The 19,926-nt window shown below is 38.3% G+C and carries 17 protein-coding genes; all 17 read left to right on the forward strand.

Annotated elements, in window-relative coordinates:
- Positions 1-442 precede the first annotated feature (442 nt).
- The 17 genes from ABS784_RS15995 (at position 443) to ABS784_RS16075 (ending at position 19,861) form a co-directional block, all read left to right on the forward strand.
- Complete coding sequence (locus ABS784_RS15995; RefSeq protein WP_352513195.1) at positions 443-3,154, forward strand: S-layer protein; 2,712 nt, start codon at positions 443-445, stop codon at positions 3,152-3,154.
- Between the two features lie 228 nt (positions 3,155-3,382).
- Positions 3,383-3,868 carry a tetratricopeptide repeat protein gene (locus ABS784_RS16000; RefSeq protein WP_352513197.1) on the forward strand — a complete coding sequence of 162 codons (486 nt, stop codon included), beginning with the start codon at positions 3,383-3,385 and terminating at the stop codon, positions 3,866-3,868.
- Between the two features lie 14 nt (positions 3,869-3,882).
- Positions 3,883-5,502 carry an O-antigen ligase family protein gene (locus tag ABS784_RS16005; protein WP_352513199.1) on the forward strand — a complete coding sequence of 540 codons (1,620 nt, stop codon included), beginning with the start codon at positions 3,883-3,885 and terminating at the stop codon, positions 5,500-5,502.
- A gap of 134 nt (positions 5,503-5,636) precedes the next feature.
- Complete coding sequence (locus ABS784_RS16010) at positions 5,637-6,611, forward strand: glycosyltransferase family 2 protein (RefSeq protein WP_352513201.1); 975 nt, start codon at positions 5,637-5,639, stop codon at positions 6,609-6,611.
- A gap of 22 nt (positions 6,612-6,633) precedes the next feature.
- Positions 6,634-7,440: an ABC transporter permease gene (locus ABS784_RS16015; protein ID WP_352513203.1), complete on the forward strand. Its 807-nt coding sequence runs from the start codon at positions 6,634-6,636 to the stop codon at positions 7,438-7,440.
- Complete coding sequence (locus ABS784_RS16020; RefSeq protein WP_352513205.1) at positions 7,430-8,629, forward strand: ABC transporter ATP-binding protein; 1,200 nt, start codon at positions 7,430-7,432, stop codon at positions 8,627-8,629. Before ABS784_RS16015 ends, ABS784_RS16020 begins: the two co-directional genes overlap by 11 nt.
- 10 nt (positions 8,630-8,639) lie before the next feature.
- Positions 8,640-10,100 (forward strand): class I SAM-dependent methyltransferase, encoded by a 1,461-nt coding sequence (locus ABS784_RS16025; protein WP_352513207.1) that lies wholly within the window; start codon positions 8,640-8,642, stop codon positions 10,098-10,100.
- Positions 10,101-10,105: 5 nt separating this feature from the next.
- Entirely contained in the window at positions 10,106-11,884 is a 1,779-nt protein-coding gene (locus tag ABS784_RS16030) for a glycosyltransferase family 2 protein (protein ID WP_164970081.1), read from the forward strand.
- Between the two features lie 458 nt (positions 11,885-12,342).
- Positions 12,343-13,242, forward strand: coding sequence for a glucose-1-phosphate thymidyltransferase RmlA (rmlA, locus tag ABS784_RS16035; RefSeq protein WP_352513209.1), 900 nt, complete (start codon positions 12,343-12,345; stop codon positions 13,240-13,242).
- Entirely contained in the window at positions 13,229-13,780 is a 552-nt protein-coding gene (gene rfbC / locus ABS784_RS16040) for a dTDP-4-dehydrorhamnose 3,5-epimerase (RefSeq protein WP_352513211.1), read from the forward strand. Before rmlA ends, rfbC begins: the two co-directional genes overlap by 14 nt.
- Before the next feature lie 15 nt (positions 13,781-13,795).
- Complete coding sequence (gene rfbB, locus ABS784_RS16045) at positions 13,796-14,815, forward strand: dTDP-glucose 4,6-dehydratase (protein WP_352513213.1); 1,020 nt, start codon at positions 13,796-13,798, stop codon at positions 14,813-14,815.
- Entirely contained in the window at positions 14,815-15,663 is an 849-nt protein-coding gene (rfbD, locus tag ABS784_RS16050; protein WP_352513215.1) for a dTDP-4-dehydrorhamnose reductase, read from the forward strand. The genes rfbB and rfbD overlap by 1 nt, the downstream gene beginning before the upstream one ends.
- 82 nt (positions 15,664-15,745) lie before the next feature.
- A complete protein-coding gene (locus tag ABS784_RS16055) occupies positions 15,746-16,615 on the forward strand; it encodes a glycosyltransferase family 2 protein (protein WP_020279813.1) in 870 nt (289 codons plus the stop codon).
- A 1-nt stretch (position 16,616) separates the two neighbouring features.
- Entirely contained in the window at positions 16,617-18,023 is a 1,407-nt protein-coding gene (locus ABS784_RS16060; RefSeq protein ID WP_352513218.1) for an undecaprenyl-phosphate glucose phosphotransferase, read from the forward strand.
- A 576-nt stretch (positions 18,024-18,599) separates the two neighbouring features.
- Positions 18,600-18,893 carry a helix-turn-helix domain-containing protein gene (locus ABS784_RS16065; protein ID WP_352513220.1) on the forward strand — a complete coding sequence of 98 codons (294 nt, stop codon included), beginning with the start codon at positions 18,600-18,602 and terminating at the stop codon, positions 18,891-18,893.
- Positions 18,894-18,951: 58 nt separating this feature from the next.
- Entirely contained in the window at positions 18,952-19,374 is a 423-nt protein-coding gene (locus ABS784_RS16070; RefSeq protein ID WP_352513222.1) for a hypothetical protein, read from the forward strand.
- An 82-nt stretch (positions 19,375-19,456) separates the two neighbouring features.
- Positions 19,457-19,861 carry a hypothetical protein gene (locus ABS784_RS16075; protein ID WP_352513224.1) on the forward strand — a complete coding sequence of 135 codons (405 nt, stop codon included), beginning with the start codon at positions 19,457-19,459 and terminating at the stop codon, positions 19,859-19,861.
- Positions 19,862-19,926 lie beyond the last annotated feature (65 nt).

A 19,926-nucleotide genomic window follows, 5' to 3' on the forward strand; every position in this document is an offset into this window, starting at 1 on the left:
TACTCACATTCTACAGGAAAGGTGCTCTTTTTTCTATACCCTTTGGATTTTATTGGATAATCAACACGCCTGTTTTTGCACAAAATGTTTGCCAACCAAAACCATCAAACTGCCAAAATATCGTTCTAAATTTCTGTTACAGGCATATTCATATCAATGTCGCCATCGATGGCAATAATTTCAAAGGCATATTCTCTAAAAAATTTGTATTTAGGACTAGAATTTAGAAGAAAAATGTATTATTATAGGAGATGTGGAGCGTTGAGGAATTATGCTCAAGTGCTAGCAACGGATGCTAGGCTTTCTAATCAGCCCAGCATTTAGCCGTCAAGGATGATATTAGTTGATGTTAGCACCTTTTAGGCAATGAATCTACTAAACGGAAACGTTTAGTACCCATTGCTCTAAAGTTTCATAAAAACGAAGGGGGATTTTGGGCTTTATGGACAAAAAGAAAGCAGTCAAACTCGCCACAGCCAGCGCTGTAGCAGCGAGCGCTTTCGTCGCAGCCAACCCGCATGCTTCCCAAGCAGCCACGGACGTTGCGACGGTCGTCAGCCAAGCGAAAGCGCAAATGAAGCAAGCGTACTATACGTACAGCCACACGGTAACGGAAACGGGCCAATTCCCGGACATTAACGATGTATACGCAGCCTACAACAAAGCAAAACAAGCGTATGCGAACGCTGTCGCTGTTGTGAACAAAGCCGGCGGTGCGAAAAAAGACGCGTATTTGGCTGACTTGCAAGCTACATACGAAACGTATGTATTCAAAGCCAACCCGAAATCGGGCGAAGCGCGCGTGGCTACGTACATCGACGCTTACAACTATGCGACAAAATTAGACGCGATGCGTCAAGAACTCAAAGCAGCCGTCGATGCGAAAGATCTGAAAAAAGCAGAAGAGCTCTACCACAAAATTTCGTACGAGCTCAAAACGCGCACGGTCATCCTTGATCGCGTATACGGCCAAACGACGCGCGAACTCCTCCGTTCGACGTTCAAAGCCGATGCTCAAGCATTGCGCGACAGCTTGATCTACGACATCACCGTTGCCATGAAAGCTCGTGAAGCGCAAGACGCTGTCAAAGCCGGCAACTTGGACAAAGCGAAAGCTGCGCTTGACCAAGTCAACCAATACGTATCGAAAGTAACCGATGCGTTCAAAGCTGAACTGCAAAAAGCAGCACAAGACGCCAATGCGGCGTATGAAGCGGCGTTGCCTCCAAAAGTGGAAAGCGTAACAGCTGTTAACGCAAAAACATTGGAAATCAAGTTTAACAAAGCGGTTGATGCCGCAACAGTAATCGACAACAAAGGCACAAGCGACACGTCCGATGACGTCGTGAAAACAACCGCCATCACGCTCACGGCGATTGATGGCCAAGGAACGGTTTCCACCGTGAAGGCATCGTTGAGCGATGATAAGAAAACGTTAAAATTAGTGGCTGATGGCGCTCAATTTTTCACGAAACGCTATGTTGTCGACATTAAAAACGTCAAGACATTGGACGGCAAAGACGTGCCTGCCTACACGACGACGATTGACACGACTGATTCGGTAAGACCGAGCGTTCTGTCGTCTTCTTACGCGGATAACGGCTTGACGCTGAAAGTGAAATTCTCTGAGCCGCTCGCCAGCGTAGGGACAGTAAAACTGTACGATGGGACAACTGAAATTTCTGTTTCGCCGAAGTTCACGGCTGGCGACGATGAAATGACAATCAATCTAGCATCTTCGTCTGTGCCGGTTAATAAAGATTTGACGTTGAAAATCTTCGGCGCTGTCGATTACAACGGGAATGTGATCAATCCAAACCCGGCTGAATTGACAGTCAAGAAAACAACGGTTGATACGACGAAACCAGTCGTTCAAAGCGTCGAAGCCGTCAATACGAAAACGGTAAAAGTGACTTTCAGCGAAAAACTGTTAAGCGCCCCAACCATCAAAATCGGTGGCCAAACAGCTTCTGTTTCCGCTGATTCAACCGGCTTAGTCTATACTGCAACGTTGAGTAACTCTTTGGCAGAGGGGATTTATGCAGTTGAGGTAAGCGATTATAAGGATTTGGCAGGCAATGCTGGAGATACGTACACGAAAGTCGTCCAATTGAAAGCCGATACAACAGCGCCGAAATTCGTCAGCAGCCAAGTCGTGAAAATTGACGGTGTTGAGCATCTTGTGTTGACATTTGACGAAGAGGTCACGACTGGCAGCAACATTACAGTCGTTCAAGCGAACGATAAGTATATTGACGAAAACAATGTACTTAAAAATGTCAACACAGCTTTGACAACAACTAGCGACAATTTCAAATTATATCTGCCGACAGATGGAAAATCGAAATCGGTTGCTTTGAACATTTCTTCCTTGCCAAAAGGCACATACACCGTGACGTTGCCGAGCGGTTTAGTAAGTGACTTGGCTGGCAACGCATATGCGGAGCGTAAACAGATTACGTTCGTTCGCGGCTCTGACAGCTTAACGACGAAGCCAGCTCTTGATTTAACCTATGACGGCAATGGTGTTAAAGCGGATAACAACAATGAATTAGTGTTTGTGTTCACGCAAAACTTGGACGCTTCTGCATTGAACCTGTCCAACTTCAACATCAACGGTTTGACCGTCACGAAAGCAGTCTTTGATGGAGATACGAAACATATCCGCGTGACGCTCGCACCCGGGGCAAATACGTGGACAGGCACGCACGTCATTACGATCAGCAACATTAAGAATACGTCTGGGCTCGTTATGGATACCGTGACCGTAAATGAATACATGAAAGAAAACGTGGCTCCGACGTTCACAGCGACCCTAACCAGCGCAGACGTCATCCGTGTCGACTTCAGCGAACCGGTGGCAAATGCGACGATCAACAATCCGCTTTCTGCTAACAACTTTACCGTAAAAGTTGATGGACAATCAGCCACTGTATCAGGGGTCTATGAAGATAGTGGTGCTCAAAATGTGGTTGGTTCATCAAAAGGATATAAAACTATTTATCTCAAACTGCAAAATCCAGTAACAGATCTGTCTAAGCCAATCACCTTGTCGGCGACAGGTATTGTAGATGTAGATAAAACGGATGTTATTACTTCGAATAATGTAGTTGGCAACCCAGTTTCTGATGCTGTTGTAAACGTGGCAAAATAAGGCTGGAGATATAGCAAGGCGATCACCCTCCCATGAAAGCGGCGCCCTCCCTTTCATGGGAGGGTCCTTTTATGAGTGTTTTTGCAACTGATTCATCATTAGAAAAAAACACCCTTTTCCAGTGTCTCACCCATTGTATTTTGCTGGACTATTGCTTTATGAGGCGAAATGCACTAAAATTTACAAGTAGAAGGTTGTCGATTTTTGTGAAACGAGGAGAATTTACTCATGGTTGGGCGATGGAACCGATACGTGTTTCTTAGTCTGCTCGTCTTGGTGTTATCAGGGATCGGCTATGTTCATTGGAAGGGACAACAGCAAGACGAAATGTTTCGAAACGACTATATCGAATACCAAAAAGCGATTCAAGCTATGCAACAAGGACGAGTAGAAGAAGCTTTGCCGCAGTTGCAATCATTGTTGGACAAGTATCCTGATCGTTACAACATCATGCGCACGCTGGGACTAGCGTACGCGATGAAAAATGATTTTCAAAAAGCCGCTTTCTATTATGATCGAGCCATTCAAAAAAGACCGTTTCTGCAGCAGGATCCGATCTTTACCTTGCAATTTGGCGAGATTCTATATTACAATCGCCAGTATGCGAAAGCAAAAGCATACTTGGAACAAAGCAGACGGCTTCCTGGATCAGAAGCCTACCATACGACCATCGATCACTTGTTATCAGAAATTCAACATCAAACATCTTCATAAGGTGAGAAACGAACATGTCGGATTGGTACAAGTACTTACAAATTGAACGCGATGCCCAAGAAGATCGACTGGATAGAGAGAGAGTCGATACCGTCTTGTTTTGGGGGTTGGCCTCCATTATTGTGATCGTCCCCTTGATCGTCCGGCTGCACATCGCTGACTTCATCGGCCCGACGATTACGCAGACGACAGTGCTTGATACGGGACCAAAGGCTGATGTTTTTACATACTATAAGTCAATGTTTTTGCTATGTATGACCGTGTTGTTAACTCTTTTGTTTTTGTATAAAGTCTTTGTGCTTCATGAAACGATTCCGAAAACGAATATCTACATTGGTTTGGCTGTTTTGGCTGTTTGCTTGACGTTGTCCGCAGTTTTTGCGCCATATAAGACGTTGGCATTGTATGGCATGCACGACCGCCATGAAGGAACGTTGACCTATTTATGCTATGTCATGCTTTGCTTCATCGCTGCCAACATCCGTTGCACGATGAACCGCATCCGGTGGTTCGTGTATAGTCTATATCCATTTGTCCTCATCAATGCGGCATTGGGAGTTGTGAATTTCTTTGGTTACGATGTATTGAAAGTGAGTTGGATTCAACGGTTGCTTTATTCCAGTCTTCCAGAAGGAGCCAAAATAGCAGAAGGCTCTCGTTTTCTCGCTACTATTAATCACGGAAACTATGTCAGCGGGATTTCGGCCTGTTTGATTGTTTTATTCTCGACACTGGCGATTTTGGAAGGGCGTTTATGGAAAAAATTAACGCATGGTTTCTTTGCCTCTTTGTCGTTTGCCCTGCTGTTGTCATCGCTGTCTAGCAATGGATTTGTGACCATTGTTCTCATGAGTCCGGTGTTGGTGTATATCATGATGCGGACCAGGCAAAAAAAGCAGGCTCTTTTGTCCATCGCGTCATTATTGTTCGCGTTTTCAGCTATTTATATTCCGTTTGTGAAGCATGACAGTCGGGTGTGGGACGAAACAATAGGCTTTTTTGTTGGCCGCAATCCATTCCAGCCTCATCATGAACAAGCGGCTGCATGGCAAGAAGCAGCCAAAGATCTCAAACAGATGGCAACCGATATCGCCGAGACAATGGCGAGCGGGTCTTCGGCCTATGCTGCCGAACCGGAATATAAGCTCCCAGAGCTTCCTGGACCAGGAATCGCCCCTGGCTCGGGACGGGCATTTATTTGGAAGAAAGCAATCGAACTTATTGGGCAAAAACCATTCTTCGGATATGGTCTCGATACTTTTCCCTATTTCTTTAATCAAGACGATCCAGAAAAAAACGCGAACTTAGGAGAAGGATACAGCGTGATTGTCGATAAGCCGCACAATATGTATATCGGACTTGCGTTTGGCGCTGGTCTGCTCGCCTTAATCGCTTTTCTAGTCATTATTGGATCGTGGTTGGTCGACATCACTCGATCCGTTCGCATGCATTTACATGTATATCCTTTTGCTCTTTCTCTCGGTTTGATCGCCTACTTAATTCAAGGCTTGTTCAATGATTCGATCGTGGGAACAGCAGTGTTTTTCTGGATCGGATTAGGATTGTCTGTCAGCTTCATCATGCACCAAAATCAAACAATCAAGAAGGAACAAGGTTATGAAAGAATCTCGTGAAACAGTGTCTGTTGCTCGGGCATGGTCTTGGAGCTGACTGCTTTATAACAAAATTTACTACATTCAGCCTTTGCTCACTAATTGAGCAAGGGAAACTCCCCTCTAATATAAAAATAAAAGTGGGTTGATGTAAAATGGAGCCGCCATTGGTTTCGATTGTGGTTGCAACGTACTTTCCACGTACAGATTTTTTCGAGAAGCAGTTACAAAGTTTAAATATTCAAACATACGAAAATATTGAAATCATCATCTGTGATGATAGCGCTCATGATGCAGAGTATGAAAAAGTAAAGAAAATGGCGGAAAATATTATCTCTAGGTTCCCGTGCAAGGTAATAAGAAATGAAAAGAATGTTGGAAGCAATAAGACCTTTGAGCGACTAACAAAAGAAGCCAATGGCGATTATATTTGCTACTGCGATCAAGATGATATATGGCTGGCTGAAAAGGTGGAGCGATTAGTTAACTATATTACTGAGCACAATTGTGCATTAGTATATTCTGATTTGAGTTTAATAGATGAGAAAGACCATATTATTCATAAGAGTTTTAGGAAGAGTAACTTTAGACTAAAGCATGTTCATGGAATGAATACTTTTTCCTTCTTGATTAATAGGAACAGCGTGACAGGCTGTGCGATGCTGATGAGGGCGGATATTGCGAAAAGCGCGATTCCTTTTCCGGACTACGATGAATTTGTACATGATCATTGGTTAGCCCTTCACGCTTCTGTCAAAGGTTCTCTAGGATATATGAAAGAACCTCTCGTTTTGTATCGGATTCATTCAGGGAATCAAATAGGGAATCAACGTTTGGCGAATATTACAAATATAAATGATTATATCCAACATCGAATAGGAAAACAGATCAATAAATGTCACTTAATACTAGAAAGGATGCCATTAACAATACAACAAAAGCAACTTGTTTATTTTCAAATTCACTTAACGGAAGCTAGAAAAAAATTTAGTCAGAAGCCTTGTTTGGGCAATTTTTTTAAAATAGTTCCTCTCATTAAATATGATATTATTTTATTTTTGTTTGAGTTGATGATTTTCACAGTACCTTTTACATGTTCAACATGGATTTTTAAAAAGTTAAAATATTAGTCTCGCGAATGAGGAGTTAGAAATGCGACTATTTGGTGAGATCAGAAGCTTATTTTTACATAGAAGTTTGATTATGCAATTTATCAAAAGAGAAGTGAGGAGTCGTTATCAAGGTTCATATCTAGGCATTGTTTGGTCTTTTATCACACCACTAATGATGTTAATGATTTATACATTTGTCTTTAGTGTAGTATTCAAAGCTCGTTGGGGAACAAGTGCAGGGGATAATAAAGTAGAATTTGCATTACTCTTATTTTCGGGACTTATAGTATTTAATATTTTTTCAGAAGTAGTATCTAGAGCGCCAATGTTAATTACGGGCAATGTGAATTATGTGAAGAAAGTAGTGTTTCCTCTAGAAATATTGCCTATAGTCATCCTTGGTTCTTCTTTGTTTCATTTAGGAATTAATATAGTGATTTTAATTATCGCCATTTTAATTTTTACAGGAAAAATATACTGGACTGTAATCCTGCTTCCTTTAGTTCTGTTACCCATATGTCTATTCACATTAGGATTAGGATGGTTTTTAGCATCTTTAGGGGTGTACATTCGGGATATTGGGCAAGTAATGAGTGTAGTTATATCAGCTTTAATGTTTTTAAGCCCGATTTTCTATCCTATTTCAGCTATACCGAAAGAGTTGCAATTTTTATACTACCTCAATCCGATTAGTTATGTTGTTGAAGACATGCGGCGTGTTATGGTATGGGGACAACTACCGCACTGGAATTGGTTAATAATCGGTACATTATTAGGATTAATCATTGCGATGCTGGGATTTATATGGTTTAAGAAAACAAGAGGAGGTTTTGCGGATGTCCTCTGATATAGCTATAAAGGTAGAAAATTTGAGTAAGATTTATCAAATATATGATAGACCCATTGATCGGTTAAAACAGGGTTTATTTAGGGGAAAAAAACAATATTTTCGTGAATTCAAAGCTTTGGATAATGTATCTTTTGAAATAAAAAAAGGAGAAACTGTCGGAATTGTAGGTAAAAATGGCTCGGGTAAAAGTACTTTATTACAAATACTAGCTGGGACACTAAATGCTACACATGGGAATATAAGTGTTAATGGTAGAGTAGCAGCTCTATTGGAATTAGGAAGTGGTTTTAATCCCGAGTTTACAGGCAGAGAAAATGTATATTTGAATGGCGCAATAATGGGACTTTCTGAAAATGAAATAAGAGAACGCATGCCTATTATTGAGCAATTTGCGGAAATAGGAGATTTTATTGATCAGCCAGTTAAGACTTATTCGTCCGGCATGTTTGTAAGATTGGCATTTGCCTGTGCAATCAATGTTGATCCAGATATTTTAATAGTAGACGAAGCTTTAGCAGTAGGGGATATGCAGTTTCAACTTAAATGTATTGACAAAATGAAAACTTTCCAAAAACAAGGGAAGACAATTTTGTTTGTTACACATGATACGTATTCTGTTAAGAATTTTTGTTCCCAAGCATTATGGTTGATGGATGGAAAAGTACATTTAAGAGGTAGTGTTAATACTGTAATAGAGGCTTACGAAGATTTTATGAAATATAGTCAGACTAACGCTGAAGGGCCAGTAATTCCGGAAGCTGTTAATAATAGTGTACTAACAATCAACAAGGTTGAATTTCTAAATGAACAGAATTCAAAGACCCAAGATTTTAAATTTGGAGAAACAGTTACGGTAAAAGTTGACTACACTCTTCATTCTAGTATGGAAGGTATAGTTGGAGGAGTAGCTCTTTTTGATAAACAAAATACTTATATTTGTGGTTTAAATACTAAATTAGATAATTATAAACTACCATCTCAACCTGGAAAATATTCATTAAAGATTCAATATGATAAATTAAATCTTTTACCAGGAACATACTATGTTGATGTGGGCTTTTTTGAAAGTTCTGGTATTGTGAGGCTGGATTATAAGAGTAGGTGCGGTTATTTTAGGATAAATTCAGGTGATTATTTTGCTGAAGGCATCGCATGTTTTAAGCATAAATGGATAATTGAGGGGTAGATACCAAATTATGAAATATAATTTTGAAATTAATATGAATGCAAATAATGCACATACAGCTATACTAAGAAAAATTAAAAATAATTCCAAGGTTCTTGAATTTGGGCCGGCTACCGGATACATGACTAAATACATGAAAGAAAACTTAAATTGTACAGTTTATGGTGTAGAAATTGATGAGAGTGCAGCAGCAGAAGCAATAAAATACAGTGAAGATGTAGTTGTATGCGATATAGACACCCTAGAATGGAAAAACAAACTCGATAGTAAAAGATTCGACTATATAATTTTTGCTGATGTTCTAGAACACTTAAAAAATCCTTGGAAAGTCTTAAGAGAATCAAAAGACTTGTTAGATGAAAATGGAATTATATTAATTTCAATTCCTAATATTTCACATAATGCCGTGATAATGGAATTGTTAAGCGGGGAATTCAGATATAGGAAGTTAGGTTTATTAGATGATACTCACCTGAGATTCTTTACTAGAAATACTCTGTTGGAATTAGTGAATGATTCTGGTTTAACAGTAACAAATTTAGAAGAAGTGGTTATGTCTCCTGAAATAACTGAATTAAAAAAGCATTATAGTGATTTTCCTGAAAGTATAAGTTCTTATTTAAAGAGTAGAACAGATGGCCATGTCTACCAATATATAGTTACTGCGCAAAAAAGTCAGAATGTTAATGGTTTAAAAATTAAAGAAGATGTTCCAAGTATTAGAACAAACAAGAAGCTTTATATTGTTTCGGATTATGTACAACTATTTTGGGATACAGGTAGAGGATATAACGAGGATGAATCAATAAAATTACCAATTATTAATAAAGAGTCGTTAGAAGAATATATTTTCGAACTTCCTGATGCTAGTATTAAGAGTCTGAGATTAGATCCAGGCAATAGTGTAGGTTTCGGAATAATAAAAGATATTTATTTAGTAAATGATTATCTGGATAATCGGCAATTATTTTTAGAAGAGTTAGTACCTCTTCATGGAGTCGATTTCCTAAATAAAACTAAAGAAGGTTATCATTTTATTAGCCACAATACTGACCCTCAATTAGAAATTAAATTTAATAGCGCAGTGGATTTAAGAGGGGCAAAAATAAAAATTATTTTAAGTTATACAAAAGAATATAGAGATAGTCATATATTTTATATAAAAAACGAAATGGAAAAGTGTATAAAGAGCGAGTTATTGTCTATAAAAATGCTTACTCAAGAATTAAAGGAGAATAACAAAATTTTGTTAACAAAATTAACGGAAAGAGATGAAAAGATACAAAAATTAGAGGAAAATAACAATATTCTATATGAAAAATTAGTAGAAAAAGAGGCAATGATAGAGACGTTAATTTCTAATATAAAAATTTTAGAAAAACAATATATAGATCTAACTAATACACTTTCTTGGAAAATTACCAAGCCGTTTAGAGCATTACAAAAAATCATAAAAAATAGAATTAGGTGATATGTTTGAATACCGGTATCGATATTATAGTAGTAACTTACAATTCAGAGAAATGGATAGATGGTTTAATAAAGAGTATAGAAAATTCTCATTATAACCACAAAAATATTCATCTGACTTTTGTAGATAATGCTTCATCAGATAATACAGTCCTTTGTTTAAAAGAAAAGCAAGTAAACCATTCTTTTGGTTCGTTTAATATTATTCCTTTAAGTGAAAATGTTGGATTTGGGGCAGCTAATAATATCGGTGTTGAGAAAACAAATCAGCCATATGTATTTTTTCTAAATGTGGACACTGAGCTTCTCCCAGACACTTTAAGCGAATTAGCTAAAGAGATTGAAAATAGCGATTCAAGTGTAGCACTTTGGGAGTGCAGGCAGTTTCCTTATGAACATCCAAAACTCTATAATCCTGTAAATTTAGAGACAAGTTGGTCTAGTGCTGCTGCATGTGTAGTTAAAAGAGAGTGTTTTAACGAAGTTGGGGGATTTGACGAGAAGATTTTTATGTATGCAGAAGATGTGGATTTAAGTTGGAGATTAAGAGCAAACGGCTATAAGTTAAAGTATGTTCCACAGTGTGTGGTATATCATTATACTTACAAAAATGCGGGAGAGGTTAAACCAAATCAATTTTACAACAGTACTTTCAACAATTTAATGCTTCGTTATAAGTTTGGAAGCTTTAAAGATATTGTGAATGGGTATTTTCTTTATAATACTTTGTTTAGTGTGAACGGTCCCGCTGCAAATCATAAAAGAATATTAATAAATAACCTTTTAAAAAGTTTCTTTATTGGAATAAAGTTTCGAAAATGGTATAGAAAAAATAAGCATTTAAACTTTAAACCTACGTTTAGAGGATGGGATTATGAATTAACAAGAGATGGGGCCTTTTTTGTGAATGAGAAGCCTAGAAAAAGTCCTTTAGTATCAGTTATTGTTCGAACATGTGGAAGACCTAATGTATTAAGAGAGGCGCTTAAAAGCATTGAAAACCAAACATATAAAAATATTCAGGTTGTCATTGTAGAAGATGGTCCTGATATTTCAAAAGAAATGATAGAAAAGGAATTTTCGCATTTAAATTATATATATTATGCCACTATAGAAAAAGTAGGAAGATGCAAAGTCGGAAATATTGCCTTAAGTTTAGCCAAGGGAGAATATTTTAATTTTTTGGATGATGACGATGTTTTTTATGCAGATCACGTTGAGGTATTAGTCAATGCATTAATAAATAATCCTCATTATCAAGCTGCATATTCCTTAGCATTCGAAACACCTATTAAAGTAAAATCACTTAATCCATATGTATATGAAGAGCTATTTCATAATGTACAATATAGGCAAAAATTTAATAAATTACTCCTATTACATCAAAATTACTTTCCAATTCAAACAGTATTATTTTCTAGAGAGCTATATGAAAAATTCGGAGGATTTGACGTAAATTTAGAAGTATTAGAAGATTGGGATTTGTGGATACGTTATGCGTCCCATAGTAACTTTTTATTTGTAGAAAAACTAACTTCAATTTATAGAGTACCAGCAGACAAAAATTTAAGTTATGAGCGTCAACAAAAATTAGATAAATATCTTTCAATTGTAAGAAAAAAACATGAGAATACAGTTCTTGAGCTTGCTGTTGGTGATTTACGCGAAGATGTAGAAAACCTATTACAAAGAACAAGTATAATATATAAGTTTAAAAATATGGATTTTAGAACTTTTCTTTTTAAAGTGAAAAACAAGATTTATAAATGGTTAAGATCAAAGTAAAATTAAGGGAATTTAATTCTAGGCTGGTTTTAAAGGTGAAGATCAAGTATCTATCTTTTTTACCAAAACTAAATGTTAAGGATGATGGAACTCAAGTTCAAGCTTTTATTTTTGCAGAAGTAATATTGTAGCTCTCACTAGAGGAACATTTAATATATATCAGTTTTAGAATTGTATAAATTAATAAATCAAACTTAAACTCTCAACATGTGAATCAAGCATGAAAATAGAATGGGGTTCTGTTTATAAGCAACCGGGGACTTTTTAAAGTTAAAAAACAAGCTTGATTTATATAATATAAAAAATTATTTTAAAACATTTGATAGCAGGAAACTTAAGACACAGTTACTTAATTAAATAGTCCAAGTGCCAAAACTTATCTTGATTAGGGACTAGAATTCTCTCTTAAGAAAACTTTAGGACAGACACATAAATATTATTTAAATGGTGATATGTATATGAAAGGAATAATTTTAGCCGGCGGCAGTGGCACACGCCTATATCCTTTGACCAAGGCAATATCGAAGCAATTATTACCTATATATGATAAACCAATGATTTATTATCCTTTATCCATTCTCATGCTTGCGGGCATTCGAGATATTCTGATCATATCCACCCCAGAGGACATTCCGCGCTTTAAACAGCTTCTCGGTGATGGAAGTGATTTAGGCATCTCTTTATCCTATGCTGTTCAACCATCGCCTGATGGATTGGCACAAGCGTTTATTATTGGACAAGAGTTTATTGGTAATGATAATGTGGCTCTGATTCTTGGAGATAATATTTTTTACGGTCATGGATTTACGGCGATGTTGGAGCGAGCTGCATCCAGAAAAAGTGGAGCGACTATATTTGGATACAATGTAAAAGATCCTGAACGTTTTGGTGTAGTCGAGTTCGACAAGAATGGTAAAGTTATTTCTATTGAAGAGAAGCCGGAAAAGCCTAAGTCTACCTATGCGGTGACGGGGTTATATTTCTATGATAATCGTGTCATTGACATTGCTAAGTCGCTTAAGCCTTCTGCTCGTGGAGAGCTTGAAATTACGGATGTAAATAAGGCATATTTAGAACTGGGAGAGCTTCATGTGGAATTGCTTGGGCGCGGTTTTGCTTGGTTGGACACGGGGACACACGAATCGTTACTCGAGGCTTCTCTCTTTATTGAAACAATTCAGAAAAGGCAAAGTTTAAAGGTAGCGTGTCTGGAAGAGATTGCGTATCGTAAAGGTTACATTTCGAGAGAGCAGCTGCTAAAATTAGCCGAGCCTTTGAAGAAAAATGGTTATGGGCAATATTTGCTCGATATTGCCAATCGAGTTAGTAAAGAAGGTGAGTTAGTTGAAAATTATTGAAACAAGATTTAAAGATGCCTTTCTTATAGAGCCGAGAGTGTTTGGTGACCATCGCGGGTTCTTTATGGAAAGTTACAACGATAAAGTTTTCAAAGAATTAGGATTCCATTATGATTTTGTTCAAGATAATCATTCTTTATCTGTAGAAGTTGGGACGTTGAGAGGCCTTCATTATCAACTAGAGCCTTATGCTCAGACGAAGTTAGTTCGGGTGATTCGAGGGGCCATTTATGATGTGATTGTTGATATTCGAAAAGGGTCTCCAACCTATGGCGAGTGGCAAGGATTTATTTTAAGCGAAGGGAATAAGCGGCAGTTGTTAGTTCCCAAGGGCTTTGCCCATGGGTTTTGTACGATTGTGCCGAATACAGAAGTGCTATATAAAGTAGACAACTATTATTCACCGGAACATGATCGGGGAATTTGCTGGAACGATCCAGATTTAAAGATTGACTGGCCGACTCGTTCTCCTATTTTGTCTGAAAAAGATAGTAAGCATCCTAGGCTGGCAGAAGCAGAAAATAATTTCACTTATTAAGGGAAGGAAATGCAGATGAAAGTATTGATTACAGGTGGAGCAGGTTTTATTGGCAGTAATTTTGTGAATTACATGGTAAAAAAATACCCAAACTATCAAATTATTAATTTAGATGCGCTTACATATGCCGGGAATCTAGAGAATGTGAAAGAAGTTGAAAATGAGCCAAACTATCGATTCGTAAAAGGTGATATTACTAACAGAGAGTTAGTTGAGTCGCTGTTTGCTGAAGGTGTCGATGCAGTTGTGAATTTTGCGGCTGAATCACATGTAGATCGCAGTATTACAGATCCAGGGGTTTTTGTAAGAACTAACATTCAAGGTACGCAAGTGTTGCTTGATGCAGCGAAAAAGTATGGTGTGAAAAAATATATACAGATTTCCACTGATGAAGTATATGGAACATTAGGAGAAACAGGTTATTTTACGGAAACAACACCGTTAGCTCCTAATAGTCCATACAGTGCAAGTAAGGCCGGTGCGGATCTTTTAGTACGGGCGTATCATGAGACATATGGATTGCCAGTAAATATTACAAGATGCTCTAACAACTATGGTCCGTATCATTTTCCAGAAAAGTTAATTCCATTAATGATTATTAATGCTTTAAATGATCGACCTCTTCCTGTTTACGGCGATGGCTTAAATGTTCGTGATTGGCTTCATGTGGAAGATCATTGTTCTGCGATTGATTTAGTCTTGCATAAGGGAAGAAATGGAGAAGTATACAATATTGGCGGCAATAATGAACGGACGAATATAGAAGTAGTAAAGGCCATTTTACGATATTTAAACAAACCTGAATCGTTGATTACATTTGTTGAAGACCGACTTGGCCACGATCGACGTTATGCCATTGATGCAACGAAAATCCGCGAAGAATTAGGATGGCAGCCGCGTTATACGTTTGAAGAGGGATTAAAGAAAACGATTGACTGGTATTTAGAAAATCGTTCTTGGTGGGAAAACATTTTATCAGGTGAATACAAAGAATATTATGAAAGACAATATGGACAGAAGTTAGGGAGATTATAATGAAGATTGTTGTCACTGGGGCAAATGGGCAGTTAGGTCAAGAGCTTGTAAGGCAACTGCAGCAAACGAACTTTGAACTATATCCGTTTACAAAAAGTGATTTGGATATTACGAATGGGAACATAGTAAATGAAGTTATTACAAAGATTAAGCCTGATATCATCATAAACGCCGCTGCCTATACAAAAGTAGATCAAGCAGAAGTAGAAGAAGAAACCGCTTATTTAGTGAATGCGTTTGGACAAAGAAACTTGGCAGTGGCAGCGGAAAAAGTTGGAGCGAAAATATGTTACATTAGTACCGATTATGTATTTGACGGGAATTCAACGGTTCCTTATAGGGAATATGATCAAACAAATCCGTTGGGAGTGTACGGAAAATCGAAGCTTGTTGGTGAGGAACTAACAAAATCGTTATGTTCTCGGTATTTTATTGTGAGAACGGCATGGGTATACGGTGAGTTTGGACAGAACTTTGTCAAAACGATGCTTCGGCTAGCGAAAGAAAAAGAAGAAATAGGTGTTGTAAATGATCAAATAGGTGCGCCTACGTATACTGTTGACTTAACACGTTTTATTATTGAATTAGTACAAACGGAGAAGTTCGGAATATATCATTGTACGAATAGTAGTTCTTGTTCTTGGTACGAGTTTGCGAAAGCTATTTTTGAAGAAAGTAATATCAGTGTGAAGGTCAATCCAATCACGACGGAACAATTTCCTAGACCAGCGGAGCGGCCGAAATACTCTGTATTAGACAACTTTGCGATGAAGGTGAATGGGTTTCAAATGTTAAGACATTGGCGTGAAGCATTGAAAGAATTTTTGAAAAGTGATTTTAGGATTTGAAGTGATATATTTACAATAGATCAATTATTTACTATAATCCGGTTAGTTAGGCCGGATTATTTTTTTACAAGCAGGTGAAACAATGGATATTAGCATTATTATCGTGAATTACAATACACCCAAACTAACTATTGAGGCGATTGAATCTATCTTAAAATCTAAAACAAAATATAGTTATGAAATTATTGTTGTCGATAATCATTCTTCGGATGATTCCGTCCATATCATCAAGGGAGAGTTCCAGAATGTGGCGGTGATTGAAAATAAACAAAATGTAGGATTTTCAAAGGCAAATAATCAAGCAATAAAATTGTCGAAAGGACGCTATATTTTGTTGTTAAATTCTGATACAATTGTAAGAGAAGATACCATTGAGAAAATGATAGAATTTATGGATAAAAATAAAAAGGTTGGAGCAAGTGGTTGCAAGGTCATTTTGCCAAATGGAGAATTGGATTGGGCTTGTCATCGGGGATTTCCAACTCCACAGGCTTCCTTCTACTATTTAGTGGGATTGGCGAGGCTTTTTCCTAAAAGTCCGCGATTTAATCAGTATCATCTCGGCTATATGAATTTGAACGAACCGCATCCAATCGATTGTTTGGTAGGGGCATTTATGATCGTGCGCAGAGAGGTGATTGAGCAAGTTGGATTATTAGATGAACAGTTTTTTATGTACGGTGAAGATATCGATTGGTGCTATCGAATCAAACAGGCGGGTTGGGAGATTTATTATTGCCCGTTTACAAGCATTATCCATTACAAAGGAGCAAGTAGCCAAAAGAAACCTTTTAAAATTGTTTATGAATTTCATCGGGCGATGTGTTTATTCCATAGGAAGCATTATGCTAGAAAATATCCATTTATCGTAAATTGTTTGGTTTATACGGGCATAGCAGCCAAGTTCATACTTTCTGCAATAATCAACACTTTTCGAAAAATAGGTGGTTAAGGTGATTAGAGGAAGAGAGCGGTTTTTAACGAAGCTTTATGCATTTGTCGATTTTGCGATGATGCAAGGAGCTTTTTTCTTAGCTTGGGTGTTGAAATTTAAAGTGTTTCACAACGGTGTTGGCGGTCATTTGCCATTGGAAGATTATTTGTTTTGGAGCTTCGTTTATGGCGCTATTGCTATTGTAATAGGATATTTAGTAGAATTGTACGCCCCCAAACGGAAAGAGAAGTTTTCTAATGAGTTAGCGAAGGTATTGCAAGTACATACGTTGAGCATGTTTGTTTTATTAAGCGTGCTCTTTACTTTTAAAACTGTTGATGTGTCGCGGTCGTTTCTATTGCTATATTTCGCGTGGAATTTGATTTTAGTTTCTATATACCGTTACATTGTAAAACAAAGCCTTCGCACATTAAGAAAAAAAGGGTATAACAAACAGTTTGTTTTAATTATTGGTGCAGGATCGATTGGCAGAAAGTATTTTGAAAATCTTCAAATGCATCCGGAATTCGGGTTGGAGGTTGTTGGATTTTTAGATGACTTTCGAACGAAACATGCGCCGGAGTTTGCTCATTATAAACCGATTATTGGACAAACTGCTGATCTTGAGCATGTATTGAGCCATCAGTTAATTGACGAAGTAATTGTTGCACTTCCTCTACAAGCATATCCTAAGTATCGAGAAATTATAGCAGTATGTGAAAAAATGGGCGTTCGGGTTTCGATTATTCCTGATTTTTATGATATATTGCCAGCAGCTCCTCATTTCGAGATTTTCGGAAATTTACCAATCATCAATGTAAGGGATGTGCCGTTGGATGAATTAAGGAATCGCGTATTGAAGCGTTCGTTTGATATAGTGTTTTCATTGGTTGCTATTATTGTCACGTCTCCAATTATGTTGCTAATTGCGATAGGGATTAAATTGACTTCTCCTGGTCCGATTATTTTTAAACAAGAAAGGGTCGGATTGAATAGAAGGACATTTTATATGTATAAGTTTCGCTCTATGAAGCCAATGCCTCAGTCTGTCTCAGATACACAATGGACAGTTGAAAGTGATCCACGTCGGACGAAATTCGGAGCGTTTTTGCGGAAAACGAGTTTAGACGAGTTGCCTCAGTTCTTCAATGTACTTAAAGGTGATATGAGTATCGTTGGTCCGCGGCCTGAGCGTCCTTATTTTGTGGAGAAATTTAAGGAAGAAATTCCAAAATATATGATTAAACATCATGTCCGCCCAGGAATCACCGGATGGGCTCAAGTGTGTGGATTACGGGGGGATACCTCGATTCAAGCAAGGATTGAACATGATCTTTTTTACATAGAGAACTGGAGCTTATGGCTAGACATAAAAATCATTTTGCTTACAATTACCAATGGTTTGGTAAATAAAAATGCATATTAGCTTCTTCTGTCATTTGATATCTGATTTGGTAAGTGGGAATTTTTGTAGTGTCACCATTTTATAAAAGAGTGTATGGTAGATAACATTTTGATAATACTTTTGTTGATGAGGAGGAGAATTTATGCTGATTTGCAATTTATATAACCATAAAGGAGTTTGAAGATTATCTATTGAGTAAAGCCGAGCAAGAACTTAGACAAAAAGGTCGTCGGGGTATATGGTGTCATGTTGCTGATGTATATGCAAGGCAACTTACGATTATTCAACATAATCCATATCCTTCTGATCCAGAGGACAACAGCTTTCCGGACGATATAACCCCTCCGTCATTGAAACATCTTAGCATGAATACTCGTTATGATAATTTTTACAGATGGGGGATAAGGGGTGAAAGAACTGGAAACCACAGAATTATATTCGCGATCCACAATTTTTCAAAAGTCATACTACTTCATTATTTTGACAAGCAGTATAACGGAGCGATAAGACGAGGGGATATTGTGCCTGCTGAATCAGCATATGAAAGTTACTGCGCTTTTGATCCTTGCCTTTATTAATCAAATGGGAGGAAAAAGCATGAGCGATTTTTTTAAGAAATATGCAGCTATTCGGGGCGAGCAGCATGTTCAAAAACTTCAATTAGAAGGAACGATAGCTGCACAGATCAAAACGAGACGGAAGCAGCTGAATATGTCTCAACAAGAACTTGCAGACCTCATTGGAGTTCCAAAATCCACGATTGGGAGAATCGAAGCGGGACTTACAAGCCCTAGGGTAGAGACGCTTTTTAAAATTTCGCAGGCGTTGAATACTCCTTTCATCATTGATGGTACAAGTAGACAGGATCATAACCTGCATGTTCAAGTTTAGCGCATAATAATCGAAGCGGTTCCGTAGAGAGAAAACTCGCCGACGAGGTGGGAAAAAGATGAAGGTGCTCGAGTACCGCTTTGCCATTGCACCCATTTTTCATTTCATCGCAAACAAATCGATGGAAGCAGGCTTGCATTTATGTGATGGCCATGCAAAGCAAACCGTGCAGTTGTTTATGAATGATGCCGCTTCTGAGAAAGGGAAGAAGCGCATCGGGGCTATACAATATGAAGGATCCAACGATTACACAGCGAAAGAGCCCTGCATTGTCAGTTGGAGGTTCGAACGAGCGTTGCTTCCCGATGGCCTCAAACAAGATTTGGAGGCCATCACGGCGTTTCGCAGAGATCAAAACGAAGGGACGGCCATCAATCCAAACGCCCAGTCGATTGCCTTTAAATTTGAAGCGTTGACGGATGGCGCCAAAGAAACGATTGAGGCGATTACCGCCGTTCTTCAGAAGCACGCAAAGAGTTGAAGCGGTTACGCGCCTGTCGCTTTTTGATGGATGGGACGGTGTGGCTAAGGCGGAGGTTGAAGAGGGAAACGGGGGATTAGGAATGGCGCATGTATTTCAAATCAAAACAAAACCGCATGGGTTTCAGCGGTACGACGAATTCATTCGCGATCAGGTCATTGGGATTGGCTGGCCGCTGATTGGCAATTTGGACGGCATAAGCAAAGATGAGCTGAGAGAGCGATTGCGCAACGTGTACCATTATTCGGGGGCGAAGCTTGGCAACGCTCTTGGCGCGATCTGGGCGTTTGTCAATACAATGGAACAAGGGGATATCGTGTTGGTTCGTAATGGAGCATGGCTCAGCATCGGAATCATTGGCCCCTATCGTTATGTGAAACATCTCGACAATGATCTCGACGGGTTTTGCCATCAACGATCGGTGGAGTGGAAGGTCATGAATGAAAACGTTCGCTTTTATAATGAGAAAGTGCATCACGAGTGTTGATTATCCAAAATTATACATACGCCTTCCATAAATTTGGGCATACTCAAACAAAGCAGCGGCCATCC

Origin of the sequence: Geobacillus sp. G4, from assembly GCF_040327975.1 — a bacterium.
GTDB lineage: Bacteria > Bacillota > Bacilli > Bacillales > Anoxybacillaceae > Geobacillus > Geobacillus thermoleovorans.

Coding starts and splice junctions, on each gene's coding strand:
- ABS784_RS15995 (WP_352513195.1), top strand. CDS start 443: ATGGACAAAAAGAAAGCAGTCAAACTCGCCACAGCCAGCGCTGTAGCA.
- ABS784_RS16000 (WP_352513197.1), top strand. CDS start 3,383: ATGGTTGGGCGATGGAACCGATACGTGTTTCTTAGTCTGCTCGTCTTG.
- ABS784_RS16005 (WP_352513199.1), top strand. CDS start 3,883: ATGTCGGATTGGTACAAGTACTTACAAATTGAACGCGATGCCCAAGAA.
- ABS784_RS16010 (WP_352513201.1), top strand. CDS start 5,637: ATGGAGCCGCCATTGGTTTCGATTGTGGTTGCAACGTACTTTCCACGT.
- ABS784_RS16015 (WP_352513203.1), top strand. CDS start 6,634: ATGCGACTATTTGGTGAGATCAGAAGCTTATTTTTACATAGAAGTTTG.
- ABS784_RS16020 (WP_352513205.1), top strand. CDS start 7,430: ATGTCCTCTGATATAGCTATAAAGGTAGAAAATTTGAGTAAGATTTAT.
- ABS784_RS16025 (WP_352513207.1), top strand. CDS start 8,640: ATGAAATATAATTTTGAAATTAATATGAATGCAAATAATGCACATACA.
- rmlA (WP_352513209.1), top strand. CDS start 12,343: ATGAAAGGAATAATTTTAGCCGGCGGCAGTGGCACACGCCTATATCCT.
- rfbB (WP_352513213.1), top strand. CDS start 13,796: ATGAAAGTATTGATTACAGGTGGAGCAGGTTTTATTGGCAGTAATTTT.
- rfbD (WP_352513215.1), top strand. CDS start 14,815: ATGAAGATTGTTGTCACTGGGGCAAATGGGCAGTTAGGTCAAGAGCTT.
- ABS784_RS16055 (WP_020279813.1), top strand. CDS start 15,746: ATGGATATTAGCATTATTATCGTGAATTACAATACACCCAAACTAACT.
- ABS784_RS16065 (WP_352513220.1), top strand. CDS start 18,600: ATGAGCGATTTTTTTAAGAAATATGCAGCTATTCGGGGCGAGCAGCAT.
- ABS784_RS16070 (WP_352513222.1), top strand. CDS start 18,952: ATGAAGGTGCTCGAGTACCGCTTTGCCATTGCACCCATTTTTCATTTC.
- ABS784_RS16075 (WP_352513224.1), top strand. CDS start 19,457: ATGGCGCATGTATTTCAAATCAAAACAAAACCGCATGGGTTTCAGCGG.